This is a genomic window from Rhizobium deserti, assembly GCF_004358025.1.
GTDB classification, from domain to species: Bacteria; Pseudomonadota; Alphaproteobacteria; order Rhizobiales; family Rhizobiaceae; genus Neorhizobium; species Neorhizobium deserti.
The window spans coordinates 931,318-957,895 of the sequence record NZ_SMTL01000002.1 but is presented as its reverse complement, the minus strand read 5'-3'; the positions used below and the strand labels follow the sequence as shown (position 1 = coordinate 957,895).

The window sequence follows — 26,578 nt, the reverse complement described above, 5'->3', positions numbered from 1 at the left end:
GCTGCCGTCACTTGGCGCGGGCATGCTGGCCAATGAAGGTTTCAATGGCCTTAAGCTCCGGTTCCAAGGTTTCGAAGCGCTCCTCCCTTTGCATCAGATCAGCGAGCCATGATGGAAGCGCCGGGTCAATTCCGCAAGCGGATTTTACCGCGGCCGGAAATTTGGCGGGATGGGCGGTCGCCAAAGTGACCATTGGACTGGTTGGTTTCATGTTCTTTTTGGCCACGAAAACGCCGCTCGCCGTGTGCGGATCGAGGAGGTATCCCGTGTCGGAGAGCGTGTCGCGAATGGTCGCCGCAACCTGTGCCTCGGTGGCTCGACCGGCGCGGAATTCGCGGCGGATCGCCTTCAAAGCCTCGGGGTTGATCTCGAAGGCACCCGACTGTTTCAATCCTGCCATGGCCGTGCGTACGGCGGTGGCATCGCGGCCATAGGCTTCGAACAGCAGGCGCTCGAAATTGGACGAAATCTGAATATCCATGGAAGGCGAGGTGGTTGCCTTGACGCCGCGCATTTCGTAGCGACCGGTCTTCAGGGTTCGTGCCAGGATGTCGTTGTCGTTGGTGGCGATCACCAGCCGGTCGATCGGCAGGCCCATCTTCTTGGCGACATAGGCGGCGAAGATATCACCGAAATTGCCAGTCGGTACGGTGAAGGAAATTTTCCGGTCCGGCCCCCCGAGCGACAAAGCGGATGTGAAATAGTAGACCACCTGCGCCATGATCCGGGCCCAGTTGATCGAATTGACGCCGGACAGCCGGACACGATCGCGGAAGGCCACGTCGTTGAACATTTCCTTGATGAGGTTCTGGCAGTCGTCGAAATTGCCGTCGATCGCCATGGCATGGACGTTTTCGGCGGCTGAACTCGTCATCTGTCGCTGCTGCACCGGCGATACCTTGCCGCGCGGGAAAAGGATGAAGATGTCGGTGCGTTCGCGGCCGGCAAAAGCGTCGATCGCCGCGCCGCCCGTGTCGCCGGAGGTGGCGCCGACAATGGTGGCGCGTTCTCCGCGTTCGGCCAGCACATGATCCATCAGCCGGGCGAGCAACTGCATCGCCACGTCCTTGAAGGCGAGCGTCGTGCCGTGGAAGAGTTCGAGCACGAAATCATTGGGGCCGGTCTGCACGAGCGGCACGACGGCCGGATGGCGGAACGTTGCATAGGCTTCCGCGATCATCTCCTTCAGCTTGTCGTCAGGAATTTCTCCGTCGACGAAATGCTTGAGGACTTCGAACGCCACCTCTTGATAGGACTTGCCGCGCAGGGCGCGGATCTCTCTTTTGGAAAGGCTCGGCCATTCGCGGGGCACGTAAAGTCCGCCATCGCGGGCAAGGCCGGCAAGCAAGGCCTCGCGGAAGCCGAGGGCAGGCGCTTCGCCACGGGTAGAAATGTAGTCCACGGGCGTCAATCCCCAATCGATTTTTGTTTGCGCCGCTGATATAGACCAGGAAAATGAGCGGTGAAAGAGCGGAAAGCGCACTGCGATCCGTCATGGAAACTGAACGGCAAAGGGTTGAGTATCGTGTTAGGCAAGTTTTCGCGCGGTTTTCTGGCTTTATCGGCAATCGCCCTGCTGGGCGGTTGCAATTCCACCGGGGATGCGCCCAATCCCTTTGGACGCGCGCGCGGTTCGGCGCCCGTCGAGATGATGCGGCCCCAGAGCCAGCCAACCGGCCCGGTGACGCCGGTCGTTCAAGCCTATTGCCCTCAGGTCGTGATGCGCGAGCAGGATGCGGTCTACCGCGCCTACGCCAAGGGCGGCCAGGACATTGCCGAAAAGCTGCTCTACCAGGCGTCGCTCGCAGAGGCGACGCGCCAATGCACCGCCAATGAAACCACCATCACCATCAATGTGGTTGCTCAGGGGCGGATTGTCGAAGGTCCGGCGGGCGCATCGGGCAAAACCACCTTGCCGGTTCTGGTGGAGGTTCTCGACGGCGACAAGGTGCTTTACTCGCAGAAGGTGGCCTTCCCGGTCGACATCCCGAGCGGCGGCACCCAGTTCATCTTCAGCAAGCCTGATGTGCAGATTCCCAACGCCGTGGGCGGTGCATCACGCTTTACCCGCGTGCGCCTCGGCTTCGACACGGTTACCGTCAAGAAGCCCGGCCGCCGCGGCTGAGATCTGCTGTGCCGGCTCGCTGCCTAAAGCGCGCCGGCCCATTCGCCAAGCGCCGCGATCACGGCAGGCAGGTCCACCATCCGCGAGATCACTGTTTCGGCGCCCGCATCGGTCAGCCGGTCGGCATGGCTCAGATAGGTGTGGGATGCACCCGTGAAGCCGACGACGCGCATGCCGGCGGCGCGCGCTCCGTGAACGCCGTGGACGGAATCCTCGATCACCAGGCACTTGTCCGGCGAGACCTTGAACTGCTGCGCCGCGTGCAGAAAAATGTCCGGCTTCGGCTTGACCCGGTCCGGTCCCAGATCCTTCGCCGAAAAGATATGTGGCGCGAAATAAGGCTTCAGCCCTACCTTTTCGAGCATCATGTCGAGGCGCTGGCTGCTGGAATTGGAGCAGATGCAGTGCGGTGTCGTGATCCGTGACAGCGCGAATTTCACGCCTTCGATGATCTTCACTTCACGCGCAAGACGGGCGTCGAGAAGCTGCTCCGACTTGTCGAGCAGGGAGGCGGACAGCGGAATATCGGCTTCTTTTTCGATCGCCAAGAGGATGTTCTTCCAGGTCATGCCAGCAAAGCGTTCGCCCATTTCCTCGACGCTGATCGGATAACCGGCATCGGTCAGAAGCTTGGATTCGACCCTCGCCGCGATGATCTCGGAATCGACGAGCACGCCGTCGCAGTCGAAAATGATGAGGTCGAAACCGCTCATGGAAAAATACCTTTTCGGGAGATGAGCCGGCCTTCTATAACAGGCGGCCCGAAAGCTCAACCGGCGCTCCTGCATGGCAGGCGCCAGAGCAGCGGGCAGCTCGGCTTTCTTCTAGAGCGGAAACCGGGACATGAATTTACGCTCCCCTTCCGGCGTAAACACCATCGCCCGGCTATCGGGACTGCGCCGAGCCCAGCCATTTTCCAGAAAGTGCTGCAGCAGAGCCTTGCCGAGCGTGCCGGCAAGATGGGTGCGCCTCTCGCTCCAGTCCAGGCAGGACTTGCAGAGCGGACGCTTGGAGGATTGCAGCGCGACGATATCGAGCCCGAAATCAGCAAAGCGCGTCTCGCCTTCGGCTGTGACCGCAAGCGCTTCCCCGTCGATCCGGATGCTGCCTGCTCGGATGAGGCTGTCGAGCATGCGCACGCCATAATCGCCCGCTAGGTGATCGTAACAGACGCGGGCCTTGCGCAAGGCCGGATCCTTCGGCCCCGGCCGATATCGGACATGGCCGCGGCTTGCGGCAAAGCCCATAATGCTTTCCAGAAGCGATCCGGCCGCCGCATCGGCAAGCGCGTAATAGCGGTGCCGGCCCTGCTTTCGCTGCAGGATCAACCCGCCGTCTTCCAACTTGGCGAGGTGCGAACTCGCGGTCTGCAGCGTCACGCCGGCCGTCTGCGAAAGCTCCGTCGCCGTCAGCGCCTGGCCGCCCAGCAGGGCCGTCAGCATGTTCGCGCGGGCCGGATCGCCGATCAGCATGCCGATCCGGGCTATGTCTGGTCCTTCTTTCATACTTCGATGGTAACCGAAGCATTGTCCGCCGGCAATATGGCAAATCTGTCATGGCAGAAAAGGAGAAAGCCATGATCACCTGTTTCATCCGCTACGAGATCGACCCGTTTTCTCAAGACAAGTTCGCCGAATACGCCCGTAACTGGGGCGAGGCGATACCGCGCAATGGCGTAGACCTGATCGGCTATTTCGGCCCGCACGAAGGATCCGCGACGACCGCTTACGGTGTCTACAATATCGAAAGTCTCTCCGCCTACGAGGGGTATCGCGCCCGGCTCGCTGCGGATCCGCTCGGCCGCCAGAACTACGAGTTTGCCAGGCGCGAGCGCTTCATCCTCAAGGAAGACCGCGTGTTTCTGAAAAATGTGTCGCTGCCGCATGGAGGCTTGGTAAAGCCATGATTGCCGTGATCTTCGAGGTCGTGCCTTTCATGGGCGAGCGGCACAGGTATCTCGATCTCGCTGGAGATCTGCGCGCCGAGCTGGACCAGATCGACGGGTTCATTTCCATCGAACGCTTCGAGAGCCTGACCATGCGCGGCAAGATCCTCTCGCTGTCCTTCTGGCGTGACGAGCAGGCCGTCAAGGCTTGGCGCAATCTGGAAGCCCATCGTGCCGCACAAAGGGCGGGGCGCAACGGCATCTTCGCCGATTACCGGCTGCGCATCGGCCATGTGCTGCGCGACTACGGCATGTTCGAGCGTGAACAAGCCCCGCCCGACAGCCGCGAGGTGCATGCGGTTTAAACCTTACGGGCGGTTGTTCCGCAATTGCTCGCGCATGGTCAAAATAGCCTCTTTCAGAGGCGGCAGATCGTGTTGGATGACGTCCCAAATAACGTCATCTGCTATGCGGTGATATTCATGTCTCAGAATATTGCCCATTCCTCGGACCGATTTCCAAGGGATTTGCGGTGCCTGCTGGAGAAGTTCTTCTGGAATATGCTTGCTCGCTTCCGAGATGATCTCGATTGCACGCTGTATCGCAAGCCGCAGCAGATCTTGACTATCGATAGCAGCACGGGTTTTTCCGGCAACGGCACTCTCGACCACCGAAATCATACCGAGCACATCATCGAAGATCAGGTCCACATCCCGTGCCATCAGAAGATCCGGATCGCCGAGTGTTCGATTTTATCCTTTATACGCGGATGCAGGCTGTTGCGTGTTGTGACATCAACTTCGGTGGACAATGTCTCGTCGAGAAACAGCTTGATGCCAGTCAAATCGACAAGAGAAAACTTTTTTGCCGGGTCGTAATCGATGAACAAGTCCAGATCGCTGGCCGGACCGGCCTCATCCCGCGCCACCGATCCAAAAAGATATAGGGAGGTAGCGCCGAGCGCCCGGATGGCGTCGGCCTGGCTCTTGAGCTTCTCGATGGCTTCGATCTTTCTCATAGTGCTATCCTAGCGCAGAAATGGCTATATTTCCATGCCCGCCGTTTTTCCCGAAATCGTCCGCTGCTTCAGCTTTTGGTAACTAAAATGGGTAACCATAACAGTCAGTAAATTCGTTTGAGTACAGCGTAGCGAGTATCCGATGGCAGCAGTTCTTCCGCTGGCCGACCTGAAGCGTCAGGTTGCGCCGGACACCTGGATCAACAGCATTATCAAGGGCGATTGCGTCGCGGCGCTGGAGGCCCTGCCGGATCATTCGGTGGATGCCATCTTCGCCGATCCGCCCTATAACCTGCAGCTGGGCGGTAACCTGCACCGTCCGGACCAGTCGCTGGTGGATGCGGTCGACGACGATTGGGACCAGTTTGCCTCCTTCGAAGCTTATGACGTTTTCACCCGCGCCTGGCTCCTGGCCTGCCGCCGCGTGCTGAAGCCGAACGGCACGATCTGGGTTATCGGCTCCTACCACAATATCTTCCGCGTCGGCGCCATGATGCAGGATCTGAACTTCTGGCTGCTCAACGACATCGTTTGGCGCAAGACCAATCCGATGCCGAACTTCAAGGGTCGCCGGTTCCAGAACGCCCATGAGACGATGATCTGGGCGAGCCGCGATGCCAAGGCAAAGTCCTATACCTTCAATTACGATGCCTTGAAGGCTTCCAACGACGACGTGCAGATGCGGTCCGACTGGCTGTTTCCGATCTGCTCAGGCGGCGAACGCCTGAAGGGCGAGGACGGCAAGAAAGTGCACCCGACGCAGAAGCCCGAACCGCTGCTGGCCCGTGTCATCATGGCATCGACCAAGCCGGGCGACGTCATCCTCGACCCGTTCTTCGGCACCGGCACGACCGGCGCGGTCGCCAAGCGGCTTGGTCGCAACTTCGTCGGCATCGAGCGCGAGCAGGATTACATCGACGCGGCATCCGCCCGCATCGCAGCCGTCGAGCCGCTCGGCAAGGCTGAACTGACGGTGATGACTGGCAAGAAGCAGGAGCCGCGGGTTGCTTTCAACACGCTCGTCGAGAGCGGACTCGTCAAGCCGGGTCAGGTGCTGAGCGATGCAAAGCGCCGGGTCAGCGCCATCATTCGTGCCGATGGAACGCTGGCCGCCAATGGCGAGGCCGGTTCCATCCACCGCCTTGGCGCGAAAGTGCAGGGGCTCGATGCCTGCAACGGCTGGACCTTCTGGCATTACGACGACGGGAAAACCCTTCGCCCGATCGATGAATTGAGATCCGTCATCCGAAGCGGCATGGCAAAGTTGGACTGATCCACCGGTCCCGCCACACACGCCAAACGATGATGACGCATTCCTTGTCCGGTTTTGTACCTCTAGTCCCGGACGAGGAGAGTTGGCGCCCGGGAAACCTGCCCGGGCGCCATTTTCTTTAATCGCTCCAGCGTCTCGCCTGATGCCCGTCAGAAGAAGCGGGTTCGCCGCAGCCGGACGCGGTCCGAAAGCAGCGACCGAAATGAACTGATAAAGATGCCGCCCTCGGCCGCAGTGATTGTTATCGCCCCGTCAGCCTCGAAAGCCTCATCTGTGTGATCGCTGAGCGCATCATCCTGGTAGCGGATGTTCACCACCAAGCCTCGCCCCTTGCGCCTCACCTGGACCGTCTTCGCCAGGCCGTCCTCGACCTCGAACGTGAATTCTTGTTCGAAATCCTCCGATGAAATCTCGAAATCTTCAGGCCGTGAGCCTTGGGCGGACATATGGATGCTTTATCCTTCAAGGTTAGAGCACGAGGTGATCTATCGCCGGACGTGCAGCGATCTCCTTGACTTTTCTGTAGCCGGCCTATGCAATGTCTATTGCAGGTTGTGCTCAGATGTTTGGCAGCTGGCTCGGCCTATTGAAGTGCCGCCATCGTTGCGATTGTAGTCCAAATAAATTCACCTGTAAATTGTATTCAGGATTTCGGATCTGGGTTCTGAAGATGAACGTAACCGGCCAGCAGGCGCGCAGAATTCTGTCCAAGCTGAAGAAGTTCTCACGTAGCTGGGAGACATTGGACGACGGCAGGCGCTCCGTCGCCATCAAGGTTGTCGTTCTTTGTGAGCTGCTGGAGGGACGGGGGCGTGCCGCAGAGCTTCTGGACGTTGCCGATAACACGGTCGACAATTACCGCCATGGGAGCCGCGAGCCCCGTCATATCTTCTTGCAGAACATGGCCCAGCGTGCAGGGCTCCCGGTAAGCCTGCTGAACGGTCGGTGGGTCTACGAAAATGGCGCGTTTCAGGTGGAGGATCTGACTGGGCAGACCGTTTTCGAACTTGATGCCACGTCCGCCAGCCCGGCGGAACCTCGCATCGATATGCCGCCCATTCCCTTTGCCCCCGGCTATGACCAGATAATGCAGCCTCAGGGTTTCGCAGAAGAGCAGGGCGGCTCCCGGATCGGCATCCCTTCCAGCTACTGGCATGGCTTGCAGGTCGATCCGAAGCATGTCATGGTGCTGATCGCCAGCGGCGATAGGATGGAACCGACAATTGCCGATGGCGCGCCCGTCTTCATAGATGTCAGCGACCGGGCGCTGAGCGACGGTCGCATCTACGTTTTCCAGTCAGGGGACGAGTTCCTGATCCGGCGTGTCCGGACTCTGGCCGATGGCGGTGTGGAACTGGTCTGCGACAATGCCGCAGCTTACGCGCCGCAACGGATCAGCAAGACCGGATTATCGCAGCTGCAGGTCGTCGGCAGGGTTCGCTCCAGCAATTCGCCTGTCTGATAGGGACGGTGACGCAATCGACCCTGTCGCCTAAAGATCAATGCCGTGGGCCATGAGGTCGCTTCGCAGCCTTTCCGCATCGATGAACTGCACGGCCTGCCAACCCGCGGCGCGGGCACCTTCAACATTGGCAAGCGAATCGTCGATGAAGATGGTCGCCTCCGGCACTAAGCCGAAGTCGCGAGCGTGCTTCTGGTAGATTTCCACCTCCGGCTTGATGAGGCCGATCTCGCCCGACACCGTGACGCCGCGCGGCTTGTTGAGGAACGGGAAAATCTTGCGCGCCTCGGTGAATGTATCGGCGGCAAAATTGGTGAGCATGGTCACGTCGCGGCCCTGGTCGATCAGCGCCTCCATGATCGAGACGGAACCGTCATAGGCGTGCGATACCATTTCGTGCCAGTGCCTGCGGAAGGCGCGGATCTGGTCGGCGCGCTCCGGATATTGCGCCACCAGCAGCGCTTCCGCCTCGCTCCACTGGCGGCCGCGGTCCTGTTCCAGGTTCCATTCATGGGTGCAGACATTGAGGAAGAACCAATCGCGTTCCGCCTGATCCGGAATGATGCGGCTATAAGGAATATGCGGGTCGTAGTGGATCAGCACCTTGCCGATGTCGAAGACGATATGGTCGATTTTCGCAGTCATGACGGTTCCTGAAGTCTCGGATGCTGGGTTTCGCTTCAGCGTGGAGCGAAGGCGAGCGGGATGGCTTGGCTGATCGCCTTTTTCATCACGGTCGGCAAGGCTTGGCGTTCAAGATTTTCGACCGGCTCCCACCAACCGACCGTCGACTGCTTGTCTGTCCTATTCGTTTTGGCCCGGAAAATCGACAGGCGCAGCTCAAAATGCGTGAAGACATGCACCACCAGGCCGCATGGCTCCCAGTCGGCGTCGAATGGAGCATGGGCCGCCGTAGCGCCGCCGTCCACGCGCGATGTCCAGGCGGTGGTGGGAACTTCCGTCATGCCGCCCAGAAGGCCGCTTTCCTCGCGACGCCGCAGGAGGATCTCGCCTTCCGGGGTCACGGCGATGAAGGCCGCGCCCAGCCGCACCGGCTTTTCCTTCTTTGCTGCTTTGACCGGAAAGCGCTCCGGATCGTGTTCGGCAAAGGCGAGACAATCGTCCCGCAGGGGACAGATTGCGCAGGCCGGACGCTTCGGCGTGCAGATCGTCGCGCCGAGATCCATCATCGCCTGGGCGAAATCGCCGGGCCGCGCGGCCGGCGTCAGAGCGGTGACCTTGGCCTTCATCAGCGACTTGGAGCCCGGCAGCGGCGCGTCGATGGCGTAAAGCCGCGAGATCACCCGCTCCACATTGCCGTCCATCACTGCCGCCTGCCGGTTGAAGGCGATCGCCGCGACGGCCGCCGAGGTATAGTCGCCGATCCCCGGAAGCGCCCGCAGCCCTTGTTCCGTGTCGGGAAAGGCGCCGCCATGCTCCGTCGCCACCGCCTCTGCGCATTTCTTCAGGTTGCGGGCGCGGGCGTAGTAGCCGAGACCCGCCCAGGCCGCCATGACATCCTCGACCGGGGCCGCGGCAAGATCGGTGACCTTCGGCCAGAGCCCCAGAAATTTCCAGAAATAGGGTTTGACCGCCTGCACGGTCGTCTGCTGGAGCATCACTTCCGACAGCCATATATGGTAGGGATCGGCACGTTTTCCGGCAGCTGCCGCCGCGGGGCTGACCCGCCAGGGCAGGTCCCGGTGGTGGCGGTCATACCAGGTGAGCAGGGCGTCCGGCAGGTTCCGGGCAGGCGTTTGGGTGGACGTCTGGAGCATGATTTGCCGTTGAGGGATGAGATGCCCTATACTTGGACGATGAATGCGCCGGCATCAAGAACGGCGTGTCGTAAGGACAGCGGCAGAATGGCTCTTCCCAAAAAAGCAGCGATCAGAAAAGGTGCGCTTCAGATTTCCGAAGTGGCGAACGGCATCATCGATCCGGTGCTTGCCCGGCGTGCCGGAATTTCCACAGCCCTCCTCGGATCCTGGGACGAGATCGCCGGCGAGGACTTCGCCGATTGCACGCGACCGGAAAAAATCGCCTGGCCGCGCAGCGACGGCTATAGCGAGGGCGGTCATCAGCCGGGTGTGCTGACGATTGCCTGCGAAGGTGCCCGAGCATTGTTCTTGAGCCATGCTCAGGGTGAACTGATTGCCCGCATCAACGGTTTCTTCGGGTTTCCGGCCGTGCGCCAGATCCGCATCGTGCAGAAACCGGTTGCACAGACCTTCAAGCATCCGCGCAAGCCGCAACCCTTGAAGGGGGAGGCGGCAAAGCGTCTCGAAACCATGATGGAGGGGATCGAAAGCGATGCCTTGAAGAAGGCCGTCGAAAGGCTCGGCACGGCGGTTCTGCAGAAGAAACGCAAAGCCTGACGCAAAGATTTGCGCCGCTCTTGATGTCGCCCCAATCTGTCACAATTCTTTGAAGAGATTTGCGGGTCGACGGCTTGTTCCTCCACGGAGGCCGCGATACGGAATGTCGAACTCTAATTCATCTCTCGCACACGGGTGTTTCATGCTGCTGAACGATATGACTTTGACCAGGCGCGCGCTTCTCGGCGGGGTTGCCGTCACCGCTGTCAGCCTGGCCTTGCCGCTCGGCATTTCGCAGGCATTCGCGCAGGAAGAACCTGAAGCGCAAGGTGATGTGGACATGGCCGAGGTGCTGAAGCCCGGCCCGTTGCCGGAAATGGTGCTTGGCGATGCGAATGCCAAGGTGGTGATCGTCGAATACATGTCGATGACCTGCCCGCATTGCGCCCATTTTCACAACACTACATTCGATACGATCAAGACCAAGTACATCGATACGGGCAAGGCGCGCTTCGTCATCCGCGAATTTCCCTTCGATCCCGTCGCAACGGCAGCCTTTATGCTCGCCCGCTGCAGCCCGCAGGACCCGAAGGCTCTGGCGACGCCGGCCCAGTATTTCCCGATGGTCTCCATGCTCTTCAAGCAGCAGCGCTCCTGGGCTTCACCGCAGGACGGCAATGTTCGCGCCGCGCTTCTCCAGACGGTCAAACTGGCCGGTTACTCACAGGAGAGTTTCGAAGCCTGCTTGACGAACCAGAAGCTTCTCGATGAAGTGAATGCCGTCGTGAAGAGGGGGACCGCGGACTTCGGCGTCAACTCCACCCCAACCTTCTTCATCGGCGGAAAGAAATATTCCGGGGACATGTCGGTTGAATCCATGTCGAAGCTCATCGACGGACTGCTCTAAACGGCATGGCCCTCTTCGCAAGGAGAGGGCGCCATGAAGTTCAACAAGCTGCGGCTTGTCGGCTTCAAGTCCTTCGTCGAGCCGACGGAATTCTTCATCGAGCGCGGGCTGACCGGCGTGGTTGGCCCGAATGGCTGCGGCAAGTCCAATCTTGTTGAAGCGCTGCGCTGGGTGATGGGGGAGAACTCCTACAAGAACATGCGTGCGTCCGGCATGGACGACGTGATCTTCTCCGGCTCCGGCAATCGCCCCGCCCGCAACACGGCCGAAGTCGGCCTCTACCTCGACAATTCCGATCACACCGCCCCGGCCGGCTTCAACGACGCGGATGAAATCCAGGTCACCCGGCGGATCGAGCGGGAATCCGGCTCCATTTACCGCATCAATGGCAAGGAAGCGCGCGCCAAGGATGTTCAGCTTCTGTTTGCCGACGCCTCGACCGGCGCCCGCTCGCCCTCCATGGTGGGGCAGGGGCGGATCGGCGAGCTGATCCAGGCAAAGCCGCAGGCAAGGCGGCAGCTTCTGGAAGAGGCGGCCGGCATTTCTGGCCTCCATTCCCGCCGTCACGAGGCTGAGCTGCGCCTGCGGGGCGCGGAAGGCAATCTTGAGCGGCTGGAAGATGTCGTTGCCCAGCTGGAAAGCCAGATAGAAAGCCTGAAGCGCCAGGCCCGCCAGGCCAACCGGTTCAAGATGCTGTCGGCCGATATCCGCGCCCGCGAGGCGATGCTTTTGCATATCCGTTTCGTGCAAGCGCGGGACGCGGAAGCCGAGGCGGCAACGGCGCTCAATCAGGCCACCAACATCGTCGCTGAAAAGGCGCAGGTACAGATGCAGGCCGCCAAGGACCAGGCGATCGCCAGCCTGAAACTGCCGGAACTGCGCGAGGAGGAGGCCAGGGCAGGCGCTGCACTGCAGCGGCTACAGATCGCCCAGGGGCAGCTGGAGGAAGAAGCAAACCGGCTGTTGAAGCGCCGCGACGAACTGACCCGCCGGCTTGCCCAGCTTTCCGAAGACATCCGCCGCGAGGAGCGGCTGGCCGCCGACAACACGGCCTTCCTGGACCGCCTTGCGCAGGAAGAGGCGGAGATCAGCGACATGCTGACCGATTCCGGCTCGGAGGGGGAAGAGCTTCGCGAAGCCTTCAAAGCCGCCGCGGCCGCGTTGTCGGAGAGCGAAAGATCTTTTGCATCCCTCACGGCCGAGAAGGCCGAAGCGGCTGCCGGTCGCAATCAGCTCGAACGCCAGATCCGCGACTTGGCCGAGCGCCGTCAACGTCTGGACCGGCAGCTGGCGGATGCGACAGCAGAACGGGACGCCGTCAACGAGCGGCTGGAGCGTCTGGATGATCCGGCGGAAAAGCGGGAAGCAGTCGAAGCGGCGGAAATGGCTGTGGAAGACGCAGCGGTCGCAGCCGAGGATGCCGAAGCGGGGCTTGCCTCAGCGAGGGCCGGCGAACTGGCCGCCCGTGGTCCGGTGGAGTCCGCCCGCTCGGCACTGAACGGCTTCGAAACGGAAGCGCGAACGATTTCCCGCATGCTCGCCGCCGGCGCCGCATCCGGCGCCTTTCCGCCTGTCGCCGATATGATCCGCGTCGATCGGGGATTCGAGGCAGCGCTGGGTGCCGCACTTGGCGACGACCTGGAAACGCCTGTGGATCCCGCGGCTCCGGCTTACTGGGCGCTCAACGGAGACGGCAGCGGCGACCCGCAACTCCCCGAGGGCGTCGAGCCGCTGATCGATCGGGTGACGGCGCCGCCGGAACTTCGCCGCCGCCTGGCGCAGATCGGCGTGGTCGGCGGGGCATCCGAAGCGGAAGCACTGATGCCGCGGCTGCTGCCGGGCCAGAGGCTGGTCACCAGGGAGGGCGCGGTCTATCGGTGGGACGGCCATATGACGGGCTCGGAGGCGCCGGGTGCGGCAGCCTTGCGTCTTTCGCAGAAGAACCGCCTGTCGGAGCTGGAAGGCGAGATCGACGAGGCCCGCATCATGCTCTCGGAAGCGCAGGCGGTGCTCTCCGAAGCGGCAGCCGAGATTGCCGCGCAGGAGAAGCAACTTGCCGATCTGCGCGATCGCGGCCGGTTTGCCGCCCGCCAGCTCGCGGAAGCACGCGACGCATTGGCCGCCGCCGAGCGTGCCGCTGGCGACCTCACCCGCCGGCGGGACGTGGTTGCAGAAGCGATGAGCCAGTTGCAGGGGCAGATCGAGGATCTCGGCCTGCAGGAGGAAAATGCCCGCGCGGAACTTGAGGAGGCGCCGGACATATCTGCCCTCGAGACCCGGCTGCAGCAACAGCAGGCCGTAGTGGCGACCGATAGGGGCCTGCTCGCAGAAGCCCGCGCCCGCTATGAAGGGCTCAGCCGCGAGACGGAAGCCCGCCGCCGGCGCCTGTCGGCCATTGCCCAGGAGCGTGCCTCCTGGACGGCCCGTGCCGCCAGCGCCGCGGATCACATAGCCAGCCTGCGCGAACGGGAGGAAGAGGCGCGCGGGGAGATCATGGATCTCGAGGTCGCGCCGGAGGAGTTCGACGACAAGCGCCGTGCCCTGTTGAGCGAGCTGCAGAAGGCAGAAGCCAGCCGTCGTGCCGCCAGCGACAGGCTGGTGGAAGCCGAAACGCGCCAGCGGGATGCGGACCGGCTGGCGGCGACTGCCCTGTCGGAACTCGCCGAAGCTCGCGAAAAGCGCGGGCGGGCTGAGGAGCGCCTCGTTTCGGCCGCTGAAAAGCGTCACGAGGGCGAAAATCGCATCCGCGAGGCGCTCGGCGTCGAACCGCATGAGGTGCTTCGGCTGGCCGGCCTCGTGCCTGGCGCGCCTTTGCCCGACATGCGCGAGATCGAACGGGAGGTCGACCGCCTGAAGATAGAACGTGAGCGGCTCGGCGCCGTCAATCTGCGGGCGGACGAGGAGCAGAAGGAGTTGTCAGACAAGCTGGCTACGCTGATCCGTGAGCGCGACGACGTCATCGATGCCATCCGCAAACTGCGCGGCGCGATCCAGAGCCTCAATCGCGAAGGCCGCGAGCGGCTTCTTGCCGCCTTCGGCATCGTCAATGGGCAGTTCCAGCGGCTCTTTACCCATCTCTTTGGTGGCGGCACGGCGGAGTTGCAGTTGATCGAGTCCGACGATCCGCTTGAGGCGGGGCTGGAAATCCTGGCGCGTCCTCCCGGCAAGAAGCCGCAGACCATGACCCTGCTTTCGGGCGGCGAGCAGGCACTGACGGCCATGGCGCTGATCTTTGCCGTATTCCTCACCAATCCGGCGCCGATTTGCGTGCTGGACGAGGTCGATGCACCGCTCGACGACCACAATGTCGAGCGCTATTGCAACCTGATGGACGAAATGGCCGCCTCCACCGAGACCCGCTTCGTCATCATAACCCACAATCCCATCACCATGGCACGCATGAACCGCCTGTTCGGGGTCACCATGGCAGAGCAGGGCGTGTCGCAGCTGGTCTCGGTCGATCTGCAGGCTGCCGAACTGCTGCGCGAGGCCAGCTGAGGCCTGGCTGATTTGCCGTAGCCGCTACGTCGAACGACGCATGTCACCAATAATGGTGCAAAGCCGGCCTATGCAACCGCGTGAAGATGTCGCATTATTGGACAGTGCAATGTGGTGCTGGAATACTTCATTCTCAGGGGCTTGAGCCCGTCACCGAACCCCCCGCACGGGTTTCCTGTCCTGTGCGGAAAAGCTTTGCCGGGCCGCTGTGATCCGGCCCGGCAAAGCTTCTTTCCTTCGCCGTTTTGCTGCGCTGCAACATAATCCTGCCTTCATAGATTTCCAAACTGACACAAACGCTGTAAATGCTGAGAGTACAGCTGCGTTGGGTGGAGAGCAGGCATGTCAAAATGGGTCTATCGCTTCGGCGGTGGCGAGGCGGAGGGTCGTGCCGCGGATGTGGAACGACTGGGGGGCAAGGGAGCGCATCTGGCTGAAATGGCGAGCCTCGGCCTGCCGGTACCTCCGGGTCTGACGATCATCTGCGACGCCTGCACGCATTACTTCCACAACCAGAAAACGCTGCCGGAGGATCTCAAGCCGGAAGTGCTGCAGGGCATAGCGGCAATGGAACAGCTGACGGGACGCGTCTTCGGCGGCCGGTCCCGCCCGCTGCTTCTGTCGGTTCGCTCCGGCGCTCGCGCTTCCATGCCGGGCATGATGGATACGGTGCTCAATCTCGGCCTCAATGACGAGACGGTCCAGGCGCTCGGCCATGATGCCGGCGATGCCCGCTTTGCCTGGGACAGCTATCGCCGCTTCATCCAGATGTACGCCGATGTGGTGATGGGCCTTGATCACGAAATCTTCGAGGAAATCCTTGAGGATGAAAAGGCAAGGCTCGGCCATGACTACGATACGGAACTCTCCGCCGTCGAATGGCAGCATGTGGTCGGCCTCTACAAGCAGATGATCAAGGAGGAACTGGGGGAGGGCTTTCCGCAGGATCCGCATGTGCAATTGTGGAAGGCGATCGCCGCCGTGTTTTCCAGCTGGATGAACCACCGCGCCATCACCTTCCGCATGCTCCACCGCATTCCCGAAGAATGGGGTACGGCCGTCAATGTGCAGGCCATGGTCTTCGGCAATCTCGGCTCCTCCTCGGCCACCGGCGTCGCCTTCACCCGCAATCCCTCCACCGGGGACAAGTCTCTTTACGGGGAATTTCTGGTCAACGCGCAGGGGGAGGATGTCGTGGCCGGCATCCGCACGCCGCAGTCGATCACGGAAGAAGGTCGGCTTGCATCCGGGTCCGACAAGCCGTCCATGGAAAAGCTGATGCCTGAAACCTTTAAGGAATTCAGGCAAATCTGCGAGCGGCTGGAAGCCCATTACCGGGACATGCAGGACGTCGAATTCACCGTCCAGCAGGGCAAGCTTTGGATGCTCCAGACCCGTTGCGGCAAGAGAACCACCCGCGCCGCCCTGAAGGTTGCGGTTGACATGGTGGAGGAAGGGCTGATCAGCCAGGAGGAGGCGGTCTGCCGCATAGAACCGGCATCGCTCGACCAGCTTCTGCATCCGACCATCGATCCGCGGGTCGAGCGGCATGTGCTCGGCGCCGGCCTGCCCGCGTCTCCGGGTGCGGCGACGGGGGAGATTGTCTTCACACCGGAACAGGCGGTCGATGCGGAAGAGGAGGGCCGCAAGGTCATCCTGGTGCGGATCGAGACCAGTCCCGAAGACATTCACGGCATGCATGCCGCGCAAGGAATCCTCACCACCCGCGGCGGCATGACCAGCCATGCGGCCGTAGTCGCCCGCGGCATGGGCATTCCTTGCGTGGTCGGTGCCGGTTCCATGCGTGTTGATCTGCGCAACGAGGTGCTGACCGGGGTCGGCGGCGTGACCCTTCGACGCGGCGATGTCATCACTATCGACGGCTCCTCGGGACAGGTGCTGAAGGGCGCCGTGTCGATGATCCAGCCGGCGCTTTCGGGTGATTTCGGCAAGCTGATGGTCTGGGCCGACGGGACCCGCCGCATGGCGGTGCGCACCAATGCCGACACGCCGCAGGATGCCCGCGCGGCGCGCTCCTTCGGCGCCGAAGGCATAGGCCTTTGCCGCACGGAGCATATGTTCTTCGAGGGCGAGCGGATCCACGCCATGCGGGAAATGATCCTCGCCGAGGATGAAACAGGTCGCCGCGCCGCGCTTGCCAAGCTGCTGCCGTTTCAGCGCTCGGACTTCACCGAAATCTTTTCGATCATGCACGGCCTACCGGTAACGATCCGGCTTCTCGATCCGCCTTTGCACGAATTCCTGCCGAAGACCGAGGCGGAAATTGCCGATGTCGCGCGCGCCATGGACATGCCGCCGGCCTTTCTCGCCCGCCGCATCGACGCGCTGCACGAGTTCAACCCCATGCTCGGTCATCGCGGATGCCGGCTGGCCATTTCCTATCCGGAAATCGCCGAAATTCAGGCCCGAGCGATCTTCGAGGCCGCGGTCGCTGCCGCTAAGGAAACGGGGGAACCGGTCGAGCTGGAAATCCTGGTGCCGCTGGTCGGGCTGCGGGCGGAACTCGATTACGTGAAAGGTGTCATCGACCGGGTCGCCGACCAGGTGACTCAAGAGACCGGCCGTAACATCGCCTATCAGGCCGGCACCATGATCGAACTGCCGCGGGCAGCACTTCGCGCTCATGTGATTGCCGAAACGGCGGAATTCTTTTCCTTCGGCACCAATGACCTGACCCAGACCACCTTCGGAATCTCCCGTGACGATGCCGCCTCCTTCATCCCGACCTATCAGAGGAAAGGCATTATCGAGCACGATCCCTTCGTTTCGCTCGATTTCGACGGTGTCGGCGAATTGATCCAGATCGCCGCCGAGCGCGGGCGGCGCACCCGCAAGGATCTCAAGCTGGGTATCTGCGGCGAACACGGCGGGGATCCGGCGTCGATCCGCTTTTGCGAGCATGCGGATCTCGATTATGTCTCATGCTCGCCGTTCCGGGTGCCGATCGCCCGGCTTGCGGCAGCCCAGGCAGCTATTGAACGCAGGAAGACATGACCGCGCCGACCGTCCTGACCGTTCCCGTCTTCAGCATGCTGTGCAACGAAGGCTTCCGGCTGCGCCGCGAGGTGTTCATCCTGGAGCAGAATGTACCGCCGGAGGAGGAGTTCGATGCCGACGATTTCACCGCCTTCCACGTAGTCGCCATCCAGGCGGGCGAAGTGGCCGGTGCGCTGCGGATCATCTACGCGGAAGAGTATGTTAAGATCGGCCGCGTCGTCGTTGGCATGGCTTGGCGCGGCAAGGGCATTGCCAGCGCCATGTTGTGCTATGCGATGGACGCGCATCGGGAGGCTCGCGGCAATCGCTTTCACCTTGCCGCCCAGAGCGACAAGATGGGTCTTTATGAGCGTTTCGGCTTTAAGGCCTATGGCGACGAGTTCCTCGACGTCGCCATTCCCCATTTCAACATGAAGAATTTCTGAGCCGCGCAGGGCGGCGTTCGCTTGTTCTTGGCGGCCGCGTCTCAAATGGACGATTTCCTTCCCCCTCAAGCTGCTTTAGAAAGAAGCAAAGCCTTCGCCTGGAGCCAGATCCGATTCGATGACCGTCCGTTTCGTCCGGCCAGTTTCCCAGTCCGCCTTTGCCGGTCGCCGGCTCGCCTTTGCAGCGCTCCTACTGGCGGCGATCGCCAGCCTGGCACATCGCTTCGGGCCCTTGACCGAGCCGGACTTCCTGGCGCTGCTTTTCCTGGCGGCGGCAATTGCCGCAGCCTCTTTGCCGCTTTCCCTGGTCGGCCTGATGCGGCTCTGGCAGGTGGGGGCGGAAGGTGGCTTGGCTGCGGCCAAGGGCATTGTTTATGCGGCCATACCGCTTACCACGGTTGCCGCCGGTGCCTTTCAGTATTTCACGCTGCCAGCGCTCTACGACATTTCCACCGATCTTGCCGATCCGCCCTCCTGGGTTGCGCAACCGGATGCAAGGCAGCAATGGCTGCCGCGTCCATCCAGCGTGACGCCCGCGGACCGCCGTGCCCAGTTCGCCGCCTATCCGGCGCTGACCGGGCGGCGCTACGAAGGGGCGCTCGATCGCGTTTATCTGGGCATACAGAAGGCGGTGGCCTCGGCGCGTATCACCATCACCAAGCGGGAAGGCATGGAGCTGGTCGAGCCGGACATTTCGAGCCGCGCGGCGCCTCGCGACGAGCAGGCAGCTGTGCCTGATGTAGCGCCGATACCGCTGCCGCGGCCGGAACTCTCCGTGACGCCGGCATTCGGCAATGCCGGCGACGTCCTCCTGCAGGGCGAGACCCGCACGCTGATCCTCGGCCTGCGCTTCGATATCGTCATCCGGTTGCGCGAAGATGCCGAGACCACCTCCGTTGATATCCGGGTGGCGTCGCGCTACGGGTCGCATGATCTCGGCCTGGGTGAGGAAATTGCTCAGGATTTTCTCGATCGCCTCGATGCCGAGCTTCTCGGGATTGCCGGCGGCTAGGCCGGAAAATAGATGCCGGACAGCGACGGAGGACCTTCGGTCAGAACCCGGCCCTTATCGACCAGATCTTCCAGATGGGCGAGCACCGACAGCGCCGCAGCCCCATGCAAACGCGGGTCGGTTCTCGCGTAGATCGCCTTCACCATGTCCGCAATCAGCCGGTCGCCGGCCTTGATGCGCTCCAGCACCGCCCGTTCGCGCATGCGCCGGTGGGTGCGCAGCCCGCGCAGGAAGGAGGCTGGTTCCGTCACCGGCCCGCCATGGCCGGGCAGAAAAAGCCGGTCGTCGCGGGCAAGCAGTCTTTCGATCGAGGCCATGAAATCCGCCATGGACCCGTCCGGCGGAGCAACGATGGTTGTCGCCCAGGCCATGACATGGTCGGCGGAAAACAGGATGCCGCTGTCCTCCAATCCAAAGGTGCAGTGATTAGCCGTATGGCCGGGGGTATGGACCGCCGAGATCGCCCAGCCGTCGCCTTCGATGACGGCGCCATCGGCAATGGCGACATCGGGGACGAAGCCGCTGTCGGCACTTTCGGCAAACGGATTGATCTCGCCCGCATGCAGGAGGCGGGCGGGGCGGTGTGGACCTTCGGCAACGGTGACCGCGCCCGTTTCAGCCTTCAGCCGGGCGGCCAGGGGAGAATGGTCGCGATGGGTATGGCTGACGAAGATATGCGTGACTTTGCGCCCGGCAAGAGCTGCCATCAGCGCCTGGAAATGTGGCTCGTCATCCGGGCCCGGATCGATCACCGCAACCGAAGAAGCACCGACGATATAGCTGTTGGTGCCGTGGAAGGTGAAGGGCGACGGATTGTTGACCGTCAGCCGCTGGACGCGCTCGGCCACCGGCACCGGCATTCCATAAGCGGGCGAAAATTCGAGATCGAAGGCGATGTCATCGGCCATTTCGGTTTCGCCTCGGCTTTCGATCGGCAGGCGATGCAGTGTACGGAGTGCCGTCTAACGAAAAGCCTGCCTTGGCGGACAGGCTTTTCGCGTGGTTGGAACGCTTGCTTTAAGCGGCGGTCAGCAGTTCCGTGCAATAGCTCGGGCCATTGGCGCCCGGACGGTCGGAAATGATCTCGATGTCGCGGATCACATAGTCCTGCGAGACGGTGATCTTTGCCGTGCAACTGACGCGCGCCGTGCTGCCGTTCTGGAGCTTGATGCGGTTATAGCCGCCGCGCCAGTTGTAGACTGTCGTGGAGCCGCTGTCGGTATCACTGAGCGGCGGGCTGTATTTCGCAAAAAATTCCCCGGCGGAGTGGCCGACCCAGCGCGATGCAATCGGGCTCTGGCTCACGCTCACCGTGGTGCAGGCCGAAAGGGCAAGGGCGAAAATGGCGGTCGATGCGATGACGCGGCGGTTCATTGTTCTGACAGGTCCTTGTGTCTTGGGTCATGCCTGAAGGCATATTTCCCTATGGCACTAGCAGATTTCGCAGGCTCTGCGAGGCTACAGCGCACCGGTTCGGCGCAATTTTTGTTCGCGCCGCTTTTTTGCCACGCTTGCGCGCCGCGACAGGGCTGCTACCGACAAAAGCCAGCGCGCAGGCTCGCATCCGCATGGCGTCAAAATTTTGATTTTGGGCGCTTGTGGAACGTCAACTGCTGTTCTATAGACCAGCCACTGGTCACGGAGTGTAGCGCAGTCTGGTAGCGCACCACGTTCGGGACGTGGGGGTCGGAGGTTCGAATCCTCTCACTCCGACCAGTTAATCTCCTAAAAATCCGCTGCTCGTTGCTGGTATGACCCACATCGGCTGCTGCATCATCCTCGCGCGTTGATCAAGTCGCTGATGATGCGGGCTGTCTGCCTTGCGCCGTCCAGCGAAAGAGCGGGAGCCCGGTCCAGTGTCATGGCCATGGCCCGTTGGGCGGCGGCCGCCAGCGTCTCGCCCGTAAGCTCGGTTTCCACGACGACTTCCGCAAGGCCCAGCTCCGCGAGCTTTTCGGCGCGCACCGTTTGTTCGGTTTCGCCGCCCGCCGCAAAAGGAACGAGAACGGAGCGGCATCGGGCGCGCAGCAGGTCGCAGACCGTGTTGTAGCCTGCCTGGGAAATCGACAGTTCAGCGCCGGTGAGAAGCGCGGGCAGGTCGGGCCGGAACCGGACGATCGTGACGTTCGGCGGCGTGTCGTGGTTGAGCCGATCGAATTCATCGATGGGCAGGTTGGGTCCGGTGATGACGCACCAGCTGCGCTGGTCGCCGAGCCTCTGCTGTGCTTCGAGCGCCGCGCCGATCAACTGCGCACCGACAGCGCCGCCGCCCGCCGAGACCACAACGTCGAAACGTTCCGTCGGAGGGCTGGGTTCGCCCGGCGCGACAAGCCCGGTATAGTGGATCTTGCCGGCAAATTCCGTAGCGCGCGGGAAAGTCTCCTCCAGGCGCACGAAGCCCGCATCGCCATGCACCAGAATGCCGTCGAAGTGGTCGTTGACGAGCCGGATCGTTTCCTCGTCGCGGCCCGCCTTGCGGTTTTCCTGCAGGATGTCGCGCACCGACGACAAAAGCAGCGGCCTTTTAGGAGCTGTCTTCACCGCCTGCAGCAGCGGCAGCAGCTCGAAGCGCATCTGCCGGCGGCCAAACGGAAAAGCCTCGATGATCACCACATCCGGCTCAGCCTGCTGGAAGGCTTCCAGCAGCAGCGCTGCCCGATGCACCTCGAAGGCCTTGTCGACTGGATGGCCTTGCTGATCGGCCAGCGCCGAAAAGCCGCTATTGGAGGCAAGCACTGCGGGCAGCTGCACCTGTCTGATACCCGGCGGCGGAAATCCCTGTACCATGCTGCCGCCGGTCACCAGCGTCACCTCGAAGCCGGCATGCTTTAGGGCTTCGGCAACCCGGCTGGCGCGCACGATATGGCCGATGCCGAGCAGGTGCTGCACATAGAAAAAGACACGGGAGCGCCGTCCCATTATGGTGGCGTCCGTCATTGGCGGAGATCTCCAGAACCGGGCACGACATCTGCGCCACCTGCCGAAAACAGCCGTTTCAGGTCGCCGATGCTGCTGTGATAATCGAAATCGCGGCGCACCCGTTCTTCGGCCGTTTTTCCGAGACGCTGGCGCAAGGCCGGCTCTCGGATCATCCGCTCCAGAGCAGCCGCCAGCGCGCCGACATCCTCGGACGCAACCAGCAGGCCGTTTTCCTCCGTCTTGAACAGCTCGGCTATGCCGGAAATTTCTGTGGAGATGATCGGCAGCGCCTGGCTGGAAGCTTCCACCAGAACATTCGGCAGACCGTCCCGGTCACCATCGGCGGTAATGCGGCAGGCCAGCGCGAACACATCGCTGTTCCTGTAGGCCAGCAGGATTTCGCGCTGGTCGAGCGCGCCCTTCCAGGTGATGCGCTCGGCAATTCCGAGGTTTTGCGCCTGCGCCTTCAGGCCGGCAAGCTCGTCGCCGCCGCCGATATGGGTGAAGCTCCAGGCAAGCCCGGCGGGAAGCTTGGCCAGTGCTTCGAGGAGAACGTCATAGCCCTTTTTCTTCACCGCCCGGCCGACGCTGAGGATGCGGACGGGGTCGGCGGGATTGCTGCCGTCTCGCGGCGGGCGCAGAGCGTCGAAATGCGGAAAGCGGTTAAGGTCGAGGCCATGATAGCTCAGATGAACATTGGGCCGTTCCGCCAGTTCGTTAAGGCGGTCGAAGCCGGCGCGGGTGCAGGTGACGGTCCAGCGGGCGGCAGCGAGCTTGTCCTTGAGATCCCAGGCTTTGGAGGTCCAGATATCCTTGGCATGCGCCGAGACCGACCAGGGAATGCGGCCGATCAGGCTGGCATACCGGCCGACGGAAGCGGGTGTGTGAATGAAATGCACATGCAGCCAGGCCGCCTGGCTCGGCCATTCCGCAGCCAGAACGGCTGCCTGGCCGAAACGACGGAAGCGGTTGCGGGAAAAGTCGCGCGTCAGGTCGCGGAAAAAAGCCTTGGCCGCTTGACGAAAGCCTGGCTTCGCCGCAACCTTAAAGAGCGCCTTGAGGACCCGCATCGGCTCTTCGTGCAGATATTCCGGCAGATAATGCACCGGGGCCTTGATCTCGTCATGGACCGGATGGCGCTTCTTGTCCGTCGGGCGGCGCATGGATACAAGCTCAAGCCGGAAGCCGGCTCTTTCGAGGCCCAGCAGTTCCTGCGCGATAAAGGTTTCCGAAAGCCGCGGATAGCCCTTCAGCAGCACGACGATGGTCTTTGGTGTCATGGCGGATGCTAGCCTTGCGCCACGGCAAGGTGAAGGCCCTTGTGTTTCAGCCAGTCCTCGACGATCTCGCAAATGTGCGGCAGGCCTTCCAGATGCAGGTCGGGCGCGCTGATCGACGGCGGGTCGCGCTTCAAAAGGTCCTTGATGGCGGCGGAGAATTTGGCGCTGTCGGAGGATTCTTCCGCGGCCAGCATGCTGACCAGCCCCAGTTCCTCCGCCCTTGTGGCGCGGATCAGCTGCTCCTCGCGCGGCTGGGTGCGGGGAACGATCAGGGCCGGTTTGTCGAAGGAGAGGATTTCGCAATAGGTATTGTAGCCGCCCATGGCGATCACAGCCTTGGCGCCGGCAATGCGGTCCTCCATGCGATTGTCGAATTCCAGCACTTCCAGATAAGGATGACCCTTGCAGGCTTCGGTATAGGCGTTTCGCTGCTCGGCCGGCATATAAGGTCCGAGCACGATGACGGCCTTGTGGGTCAGGGTCGGGTCGTCACTATAGGCGGCGATCACGTCGCGCACGAGATCGGCGCCATCGCCGCCGCCGCCGGTCGTCACCAGGATGTAATCCTCTTCGGACGGGTTTTCCGCCTGCGGATCGACAGATGCCTTGCGTTGCAGGAAGCCGACGAATTTCATCTTGGCGCGCACTGCAGGCGGCACATCCATGCCGCCTAAGGGATCGTAGAATTCCGGCGGGCCGTAAACCCAGACATCGTCATAAAGCTGGCCGATCTTGCGCAGCACGTCGTTGCGCTGCCATTCCGCCTGCAGAAGATGTGGCGCATCCATGACGTCGCGCAGGCCAAGTACGGTCGTCGTACCTCGAGTTTTCAGGTAGACGAGGGTTTCCTCGACCTCGCCGCGAAGGCCAAGCGGCTCCTTGTCGATGATGAAGATATCCGGCTCGAAGCTTTCCGCCGTATGGCGGATGATCGACTGGCGCATCTTCATGGTTTCATGAAGATCCATGTGCCGGTCCATCGATGTGTATTCGCCGTTGCGCAGCTTGATCACGCTCGGGATCTTCACGAAATCGACGCGCGTCCGGTAGTCGAAGGCGCCGGCAATGGTCGCCCCGGAAATGATCAGCACCTGAACGCCACGATAGTTTTCGACCAACGAATGGGCTATCGTCCGACAGCGGCGCAGATGACCGAGGCCGAACGTATCGTGGCTGTACATGAGGATGCGGGCGTTTCCAAGATGTCTCGACATGCCCTATCTTCTCCTAACACGTCGAAACGCCGGACCGCGCTTCCCGCCCGATTTACGCTTATCGATACGGGTCAGCTGCATCTCTAAGACCATCGCCAAGGAAATTGAAAGCAAGAATAACGAAAATAACCGGCAGAACCGGGAAGAGCAGCCAGGGATAAAGCGCCACGATGCTGACGCTGCGTGCTTCCGTCAGCAGCACGCCCCAGCTGGTGATGGGTGGCCGCAGCCCAAGGCCGAGAAAGCTCAGCGTCGTCTCGCCGAGGATCATGCCGGGAATGGTCAGCGTGGCACTGGCGATGAGGTGCGACATAAAGCCTGGGATCAGGTGACGCCCGATGATGCGGGCGCTGCCGGCCCCCATCAGCTGCGCTGCCAGAACATAATCCTCTTCGCGCAGCGACAGGAGTTTGGAGCGCACCGCTCGGGCAAGCCCCGTCCAGTCGAGCAGGCCGAGAATGAAGGTGATGCCGAGATAGATCAGCAGCGGGCTCCAGTCGGCCGGCATGATGGCCGCCAGCGCCAGCCAGAGCGGAATGCTCGGAATGGACTGCAGCACCTCGATGACGCGCTGGACCACCAGGTCGAACCAGCCGCCCCAATAGCCGGCGATACCGCCGATCACGATGCCGAGAATGAAGCTGGTGGCAACGCCGAGCAGGCCGATCGTCAGCGAGATCCGGGCGCCGTAGAGGATGCGGGACAGCACGTCGCGGCCCAGCCGGTCGGTGCCGAGAAGATAGAGCTGGCCGTTTTCAGCCGGGCAGACGAAGTGAAGATTGCCTTCCGCCATGCCCCAGAAGCGATAGGTTTCGCCGTGGCAGAAGAAGCGCAGTTTCTGTACGTCGGCACGGTCGTCCGTATAGACCCGCTGCAGGTTGACCATGTCGAGCGTCATTTTGCGGCCGTAAACGAACGGTCCGACGAATTCGCCTTCGTGGAAAAGATGCACGGCCTGCGGCGGCGCGTAGATGAAGTCCACATTGCGCGTGTGGACCTGGTAAGGCGCCAGAAACTCCACGACGACGATCATCAGATAGGCGATCAGCAGCAGGATGCCGGAGATCAGCGCCAGCCTGTGCTGCTTGAACCGCAGCCACATCAGCCGCAGCTGCGAAGCCTGGTTAATCAGCGATCCCTCGCTGCCTTTTTCGAGCGCGTAGGGGTCGAAATGTCCCTGATGGACGTAATGCGGAAGATCCGTTTGCGGGGGTAGCGTTGAGGTCACCTGGTTCTCCCGCCGCGCAGCCGGATTCTCGGGTCGAAGAGGGCCAGCGCAATGTCAGATATCAGCACGCCGATCACGGTCAGGAAGCTGAGGAACATGAGGAAGGAGCCAGCCAGGTACATGTCCTGGCTCTGCAGCGCGCGGATCAGCATCGGGCCGGTGGTTTCGAGCGACAGGACGACGGCCGTGATCTCGGCGCCGGAAATGACCGCGGGCAGAATTGAGCCGATGTCCGAAATGAAGAAGTTGAGCGACATCCTCAGCGGATATTTGACGAGAACGCGGAAGGGGTGCAAGCCCTTGGCGCGCGCCGTCATCACATATTGCTTGTTGAGTTCGTCAAGCAGATTGGCCCTCAGACGCCGCACCATGCCCGCCGTTCCGGCCGTGCCGATGATGATGACCGGGATCCAGATATGTTCCAGAATGGATTTCACCTTCGCCCAGCTCATCGGCTCGGAAAGATATTGCTGGTCCATCAGGTGACCGATCGAGGTGCCGAACCAGATATTGGCAAAATACATCAACACTAGCGCCAGCACGAAATTCGGCACGGCCAGGCCGATCAGTCCGAGCAGGGTGAGGCCATAGTCGCCCCAACTGTATTGATGGGTCGCCGAGTAGACGCCGATCGGAAAGGCGAGAAGCCAGGTGACGATGATGGTCACGGTCGAGACGAGGATGGTCAGCCAGACGCGGTCGCCCACCACATCGGTCACCGGCATGCGGTATTCGAAGGAATATCCAAAATCGCCCGTCACCATGCCGCTGACCCAGTTGAGGTAGCGCACCGGCTCGGACTTGTCGAAGCCGTAGCGGGCGCGCAGGTCCTCGATTTCCTGCATGTCGGCCTTTTCGCCGATCGCCTTCAGCTGCTCCACATAGCTTTCGAAATAGTCGCCGGGCGGCAGCTCGATGATCGTGAAGATCAGCAGCGAGATCATCACCAGCGTCGGGATCATCACCATGATGCGCCACAGGATATAGCGGAGCATA

General features: G+C 61.9%; 26 protein-coding genes and 1 tRNA gene. 12 read left to right on the top strand and 15 right to left on the bottom strand.

What is annotated here, in order from left to right:
• Positions 1 to 7: 7 nt before the first annotated feature.
• On the bottom strand, positions 8 to 1,402 hold the full coding sequence (gene thrC / locus E2F50_RS11150) for a threonine synthase (protein WP_133316182.1): 1,395 nt from the start codon (positions 1,400 to 1,402) through the stop codon (positions 8 to 10).
• A 123-nt stretch (positions 1,403 to 1,525) separates the two neighbouring features.
• On the opposite strand from thrC, the gene E2F50_RS11145 reads away from it, so the two are divergent.
• Positions 1,526 to 2,125: a PilZ domain-containing protein gene (locus E2F50_RS11145; protein ID WP_133316418.1), complete on the top strand. Its 600-nt coding sequence runs from the start codon at positions 1,526 to 1,528 to the stop codon at positions 2,123 to 2,125.
• A 23-nt stretch (positions 2,126 to 2,148) separates the two neighbouring features.
• On the opposite strand, the gene E2F50_RS11140 is transcribed toward E2F50_RS11145, so the two are convergent.
• Positions 2,149 to 2,838 (bottom strand): HAD family hydrolase, encoded by a 690-nt coding sequence (locus E2F50_RS11140; protein ID WP_133316181.1) that lies wholly within the window; start codon positions 2,836 to 2,838, stop codon positions 2,149 to 2,151.
• 111 nt (positions 2,839 to 2,949) lie between these two features.
• Positions 2,950 to 3,630, bottom strand: coding sequence for an ArsR/SmtB family transcription factor (locus E2F50_RS11135; RefSeq protein ID WP_133316180.1), 681 nt, complete (start codon positions 3,628 to 3,630; stop codon positions 2,950 to 2,952).
• A 71-nt stretch (positions 3,631 to 3,701) separates the two neighbouring features.
• Here E2F50_RS11135 and E2F50_RS11130 point away from each other — a divergent pair, with 71 nt between their 5' ends.
• A complete protein-coding gene (locus E2F50_RS11130; RefSeq protein WP_133316179.1) occupies positions 3,702 to 4,031 on the top strand; it encodes an NIPSNAP family protein in 330 nt (109 codons plus the stop codon).
• Positions 4,028 to 4,375 carry an antibiotic biosynthesis monooxygenase family protein gene (locus E2F50_RS11125; protein ID WP_133316178.1) on the top strand — a complete coding sequence of 116 codons (348 nt, stop codon included), beginning with the start codon at positions 4,028 to 4,030 and terminating at the stop codon, positions 4,373 to 4,375. The genes E2F50_RS11130 and E2F50_RS11125 overlap by 4 nt, the downstream gene beginning before the upstream one ends.
• A gap of 3 nt (positions 4,376 to 4,378) precedes the next feature.
• Here the strand turns inward: E2F50_RS11125 and E2F50_RS11120 are convergent, their stop codons facing one another.
• Complete coding sequence (locus E2F50_RS11120; RefSeq protein WP_133316177.1) at positions 4,379 to 4,732, bottom strand: HepT-like ribonuclease domain-containing protein; 354 nt, start codon at positions 4,730 to 4,732, stop codon at positions 4,379 to 4,381.
• Entirely contained in the window at positions 4,732 to 5,028 is a 297-nt protein-coding gene (locus E2F50_RS11115; protein ID WP_133316176.1) for a nucleotidyltransferase family protein, read from the bottom strand. The genes E2F50_RS11120 and E2F50_RS11115 overlap by 1 nt, the downstream gene beginning before the upstream one ends.
• 142 nt (positions 5,029 to 5,170) lie before the next feature.
• On the opposite strand from E2F50_RS11115, the gene E2F50_RS11110 reads away from it, so the two are divergent.
• The gene (locus E2F50_RS11110; RefSeq protein WP_133316175.1) at positions 5,171 to 6,301 is read left to right on the top strand and encodes a site-specific DNA-methyltransferase; all 1,131 of its coding nucleotides are present in this window, start codon (positions 5,171 to 5,173) and stop codon (positions 6,299 to 6,301) included.
• 149 nt (positions 6,302 to 6,450) lie between these two features.
• Here E2F50_RS11110 and E2F50_RS11105 read toward each other — a convergent pair whose 3' ends face one another.
• A complete protein-coding gene (locus E2F50_RS11105; RefSeq protein WP_133316174.1) occupies positions 6,451 to 6,747 on the bottom strand; it encodes a hypothetical protein in 297 nt (98 codons plus the stop codon).
• Between the two features lie 224 nt (positions 6,748 to 6,971).
• Between E2F50_RS11105 and E2F50_RS11100 the strand changes: the two genes are divergently transcribed.
• Entirely contained in the window at positions 6,972 to 7,763 is a 792-nt protein-coding gene (locus E2F50_RS11100; protein WP_161974093.1) for a S24 family peptidase, read from the top strand.
• A 30-nt stretch (positions 7,764 to 7,793) separates the two neighbouring features.
• Here the strand turns inward: E2F50_RS11100 and E2F50_RS11095 are convergent, their stop codons facing one another.
• A complete protein-coding gene (locus E2F50_RS11095; protein ID WP_133316172.1) occupies positions 7,794 to 8,408 on the bottom strand; it encodes an HAD family hydrolase in 615 nt (204 codons plus the stop codon).
• A gap of 35 nt (positions 8,409 to 8,443) precedes the next feature.
• Positions 8,444 to 9,541, bottom strand: a complete 1,098-nt coding sequence (gene mutY / locus E2F50_RS11090; protein ID WP_133316171.1) for an A/G-specific adenine glycosylase — start codon at positions 9,539 to 9,541, stop codon at positions 8,444 to 8,446.
• Between the two features lie 87 nt (positions 9,542 to 9,628).
• Between mutY and E2F50_RS11085 the strand changes: the two genes are divergently transcribed.
• The 6 genes from E2F50_RS11085 to E2F50_RS11060 all read left to right on the top strand — a co-directional run bounded on the left by E2F50_RS11085 (position 9,629) and on the right by E2F50_RS11060 (position 18,941).
• Entirely contained in the window at positions 9,629 to 10,141 is a 513-nt protein-coding gene (locus E2F50_RS11085) for a DUF721 domain-containing protein (RefSeq protein WP_133316170.1), read from the top strand.
• Positions 10,142 to 10,283: 142 nt separating this feature from the next.
• Entirely contained in the window at positions 10,284 to 10,988 is a 705-nt protein-coding gene (locus tag E2F50_RS11080; protein WP_133316169.1) for a DsbA family protein, read from the top strand.
• A 33-nt stretch (positions 10,989 to 11,021) separates the two neighbouring features.
• On the top strand, positions 11,022 to 14,486 hold the full coding sequence (locus E2F50_RS11075; protein ID WP_133316168.1) for an AAA family ATPase: 3,465 nt from the start codon (positions 11,022 to 11,024) through the stop codon (positions 14,484 to 14,486).
• Between the two features lie 342 nt (positions 14,487 to 14,828).
• Positions 14,829 to 17,501, top strand: coding sequence for a pyruvate, phosphate dikinase (gene ppdK, locus E2F50_RS11070; protein ID WP_133316167.1), 2,673 nt, complete (start codon positions 14,829 to 14,831; stop codon positions 17,499 to 17,501).
• Complete coding sequence (locus E2F50_RS11065; protein WP_133316166.1) at positions 17,498 to 17,929, top strand: GNAT family N-acetyltransferase; 432 nt, start codon at positions 17,498 to 17,500, stop codon at positions 17,927 to 17,929. The genes ppdK and E2F50_RS11065 overlap by 4 nt, the downstream gene beginning before the upstream one ends.
• Before the next feature lie 118 nt (positions 17,930 to 18,047).
• Complete coding sequence (locus E2F50_RS11060) at positions 18,048 to 18,941, top strand: DUF1499 domain-containing protein (protein WP_133316165.1); 894 nt, start codon at positions 18,048 to 18,050, stop codon at positions 18,939 to 18,941.
• Here the strand turns inward: E2F50_RS11060 and E2F50_RS11055 are convergent.
• Complete coding sequence (locus tag E2F50_RS11055; RefSeq protein WP_133316164.1) at positions 18,938 to 19,849, bottom strand: MBL fold metallo-hydrolase; 912 nt, start codon at positions 19,847 to 19,849, stop codon at positions 18,938 to 18,940. The genes E2F50_RS11060 and E2F50_RS11055 overlap by 4 nt on opposite strands.
• A 109-nt stretch (positions 19,850 to 19,958) precedes the next feature.
• Positions 19,959 to 20,315: a hypothetical protein gene (locus E2F50_RS11050; protein ID WP_133316163.1), complete on the bottom strand. Its 357-nt coding sequence runs from the start codon at positions 20,313 to 20,315 to the stop codon at positions 19,959 to 19,961.
• Positions 20,316 to 20,580: 265 nt separating this feature from the next.
• Between E2F50_RS11050 and E2F50_RS11045 the strand changes: the two genes are divergently transcribed.
• Positions 20,581 to 20,657: transfer RNA gene (locus tag E2F50_RS11045), tRNA-Pro, on the top strand.
• Positions 20,658 to 20,714: 57 nt separating this feature from the next.
• Here E2F50_RS11045 and E2F50_RS11040 read toward each other — a convergent pair.
• The 5 genes from E2F50_RS11040 to E2F50_RS11020 are packed head-to-tail and all read right to left on the bottom strand — an operon-like array spanning position 20,715 to position 26,577.
• Positions 20,715 to 21,878, bottom strand: coding sequence for a glycosyltransferase family protein (locus tag E2F50_RS11040; RefSeq protein ID WP_245515361.1), 1,164 nt, complete (start codon positions 21,876 to 21,878; stop codon positions 20,715 to 20,717).
• The gene (locus E2F50_RS11035; RefSeq protein WP_133316162.1) at positions 21,875 to 23,140 is read right to left on the bottom strand and encodes a glycosyltransferase family 4 protein; all 1,266 of its coding nucleotides are present in this window, start codon (positions 23,138 to 23,140) and stop codon (positions 21,875 to 21,877) included. Before E2F50_RS11035 ends, E2F50_RS11040 begins: the two co-directional genes overlap by 4 nt.
• 8 nt (positions 23,141 to 23,148) lie before the next feature.
• On the bottom strand, positions 23,149 to 24,354 hold the full coding sequence (locus tag E2F50_RS11030) for a glycosyltransferase family protein (RefSeq protein WP_133316161.1): 1,206 nt from the start codon (positions 24,352 to 24,354) through the stop codon (positions 23,149 to 23,151).
• 58 nt (positions 24,355 to 24,412) lie between these two features.
• Positions 24,413 to 25,582 carry an ABC transporter permease gene (locus E2F50_RS11025; protein WP_133316160.1) on the bottom strand — a complete coding sequence of 390 codons (1,170 nt, stop codon included), beginning with the start codon at positions 25,580 to 25,582 and terminating at the stop codon, positions 24,413 to 24,415.
• On the bottom strand, positions 25,579 to 26,577 hold the full coding sequence (locus E2F50_RS11020) for an ABC transporter permease (RefSeq protein WP_133316159.1): 999 nt from the start codon (positions 26,575 to 26,577) through the stop codon (positions 25,579 to 25,581). The genes E2F50_RS11025 and E2F50_RS11020 overlap by 4 nt, the downstream gene beginning before the upstream one ends.
• Between the last annotated feature and the right edge of the window lies 1 nt (position 26,578).

What these genes read in the sequence shown, in the direction of transcription:
- E2F50_RS11140 (WP_133316181.1), bottom strand. Translation starts at nt 2,838, where the DNA reads ATGAGCGGTTTCGACCTCATCATTTTCGACTGCGACGGCGTGCTCGTC.
- E2F50_RS11135 (WP_133316180.1), bottom strand. Translation starts at nt 3,630, where the DNA reads ATGAAAGAAGGACCAGACATAGCCCGGATCGGCATGCTGATCGGCGAT.
- E2F50_RS11130 (WP_133316179.1), top strand. Translation starts at nt 3,702, where the DNA reads ATGATCACCTGTTTCATCCGCTACGAGATCGACCCGTTTTCTCAAGAC.
- E2F50_RS11125 (WP_133316178.1), top strand. Translation starts at nt 4,028, where the DNA reads ATGATTGCCGTGATCTTCGAGGTCGTGCCTTTCATGGGCGAGCGGCAC.
- E2F50_RS11120 (WP_133316177.1), bottom strand. Translation starts at nt 4,732, where the DNA reads ATGGCACGGGATGTGGACCTGATCTTCGATGATGTGCTCGGTATGATT.
- E2F50_RS11115 (WP_133316176.1), bottom strand. Translation starts at nt 5,028, where the DNA reads ATGAGAAAGATCGAAGCCATCGAGAAGCTCAAGAGCCAGGCCGACGCC.
- E2F50_RS11110 (WP_133316175.1), top strand. Translation starts at nt 5,171, where the DNA reads ATGGCAGCAGTTCTTCCGCTGGCCGACCTGAAGCGTCAGGTTGCGCCG.
- E2F50_RS11105 (WP_133316174.1), bottom strand. Translation starts at nt 6,747, where the DNA reads ATGTCCGCCCAAGGCTCACGGCCTGAAGATTTCGAGATTTCATCGGAG.
- E2F50_RS11100 (WP_161974093.1), top strand. Translation starts at nt 6,972, where the DNA reads ATGAACGTAACCGGCCAGCAGGCGCGCAGAATTCTGTCCAAGCTGAAG.
- E2F50_RS11095 (WP_133316172.1), bottom strand. Translation starts at nt 8,408, where the DNA reads ATGACTGCGAAAATCGACCATATCGTCTTCGACATCGGCAAGGTGCTG.
- mutY (WP_133316171.1), bottom strand. Translation starts at nt 9,541, where the DNA reads ATGCTCCAGACGTCCACCCAAACGCCTGCCCGGAACCTGCCGGACGCC.
- E2F50_RS11085 (WP_133316170.1), top strand. Translation starts at nt 9,629, where the DNA reads ATGGCTCTTCCCAAAAAAGCAGCGATCAGAAAAGGTGCGCTTCAGATT.
- E2F50_RS11080 (WP_133316169.1), top strand. Translation starts at nt 10,284, where the DNA reads ATGCTGCTGAACGATATGACTTTGACCAGGCGCGCGCTTCTCGGCGGG.
- E2F50_RS11075 (WP_133316168.1), top strand. Translation starts at nt 11,022, where the DNA reads ATGAAGTTCAACAAGCTGCGGCTTGTCGGCTTCAAGTCCTTCGTCGAG.
- ppdK (WP_133316167.1), top strand. Translation starts at nt 14,829, where the DNA reads ATGTCAAAATGGGTCTATCGCTTCGGCGGTGGCGAGGCGGAGGGTCGT.
- E2F50_RS11065 (WP_133316166.1), top strand. Translation starts at nt 17,498, where the DNA reads ATGACCGCGCCGACCGTCCTGACCGTTCCCGTCTTCAGCATGCTGTGC.
- E2F50_RS11060 (WP_133316165.1), top strand. Translation starts at nt 18,048, where the DNA reads ATGACCGTCCGTTTCGTCCGGCCAGTTTCCCAGTCCGCCTTTGCCGGT.
- E2F50_RS11055 (WP_133316164.1), bottom strand. Translation starts at nt 19,849, where the DNA reads ATGGCCGATGACATCGCCTTCGATCTCGAATTTTCGCCCGCTTATGGA.
- E2F50_RS11050 (WP_133316163.1), bottom strand. Translation starts at nt 20,315, where the DNA reads ATGAACCGCCGCGTCATCGCATCGACCGCCATTTTCGCCCTTGCCCTT.
- E2F50_RS11040 (WP_245515361.1), bottom strand. Translation starts at nt 21,878, where the DNA reads ATGACGGACGCCACCATAATGGGACGGCGCTCCCGTGTCTTTTTCTAT.
- E2F50_RS11035 (WP_133316162.1), bottom strand. Translation starts at nt 23,140, where the DNA reads ATGACACCAAAGACCATCGTCGTGCTGCTGAAGGGCTATCCGCGGCTT.
- E2F50_RS11030 (WP_133316161.1), bottom strand. Translation starts at nt 24,354, where the DNA reads ATGTCGAGACATCTTGGAAACGCCCGCATCCTCATGTACAGCCACGAT.
- E2F50_RS11020 (WP_133316159.1), bottom strand. Translation starts at nt 26,577, where the DNA reads ATGCTCCGCTATATCCTGTGGCGCATCATGGTGATGATCCCGACGCTG.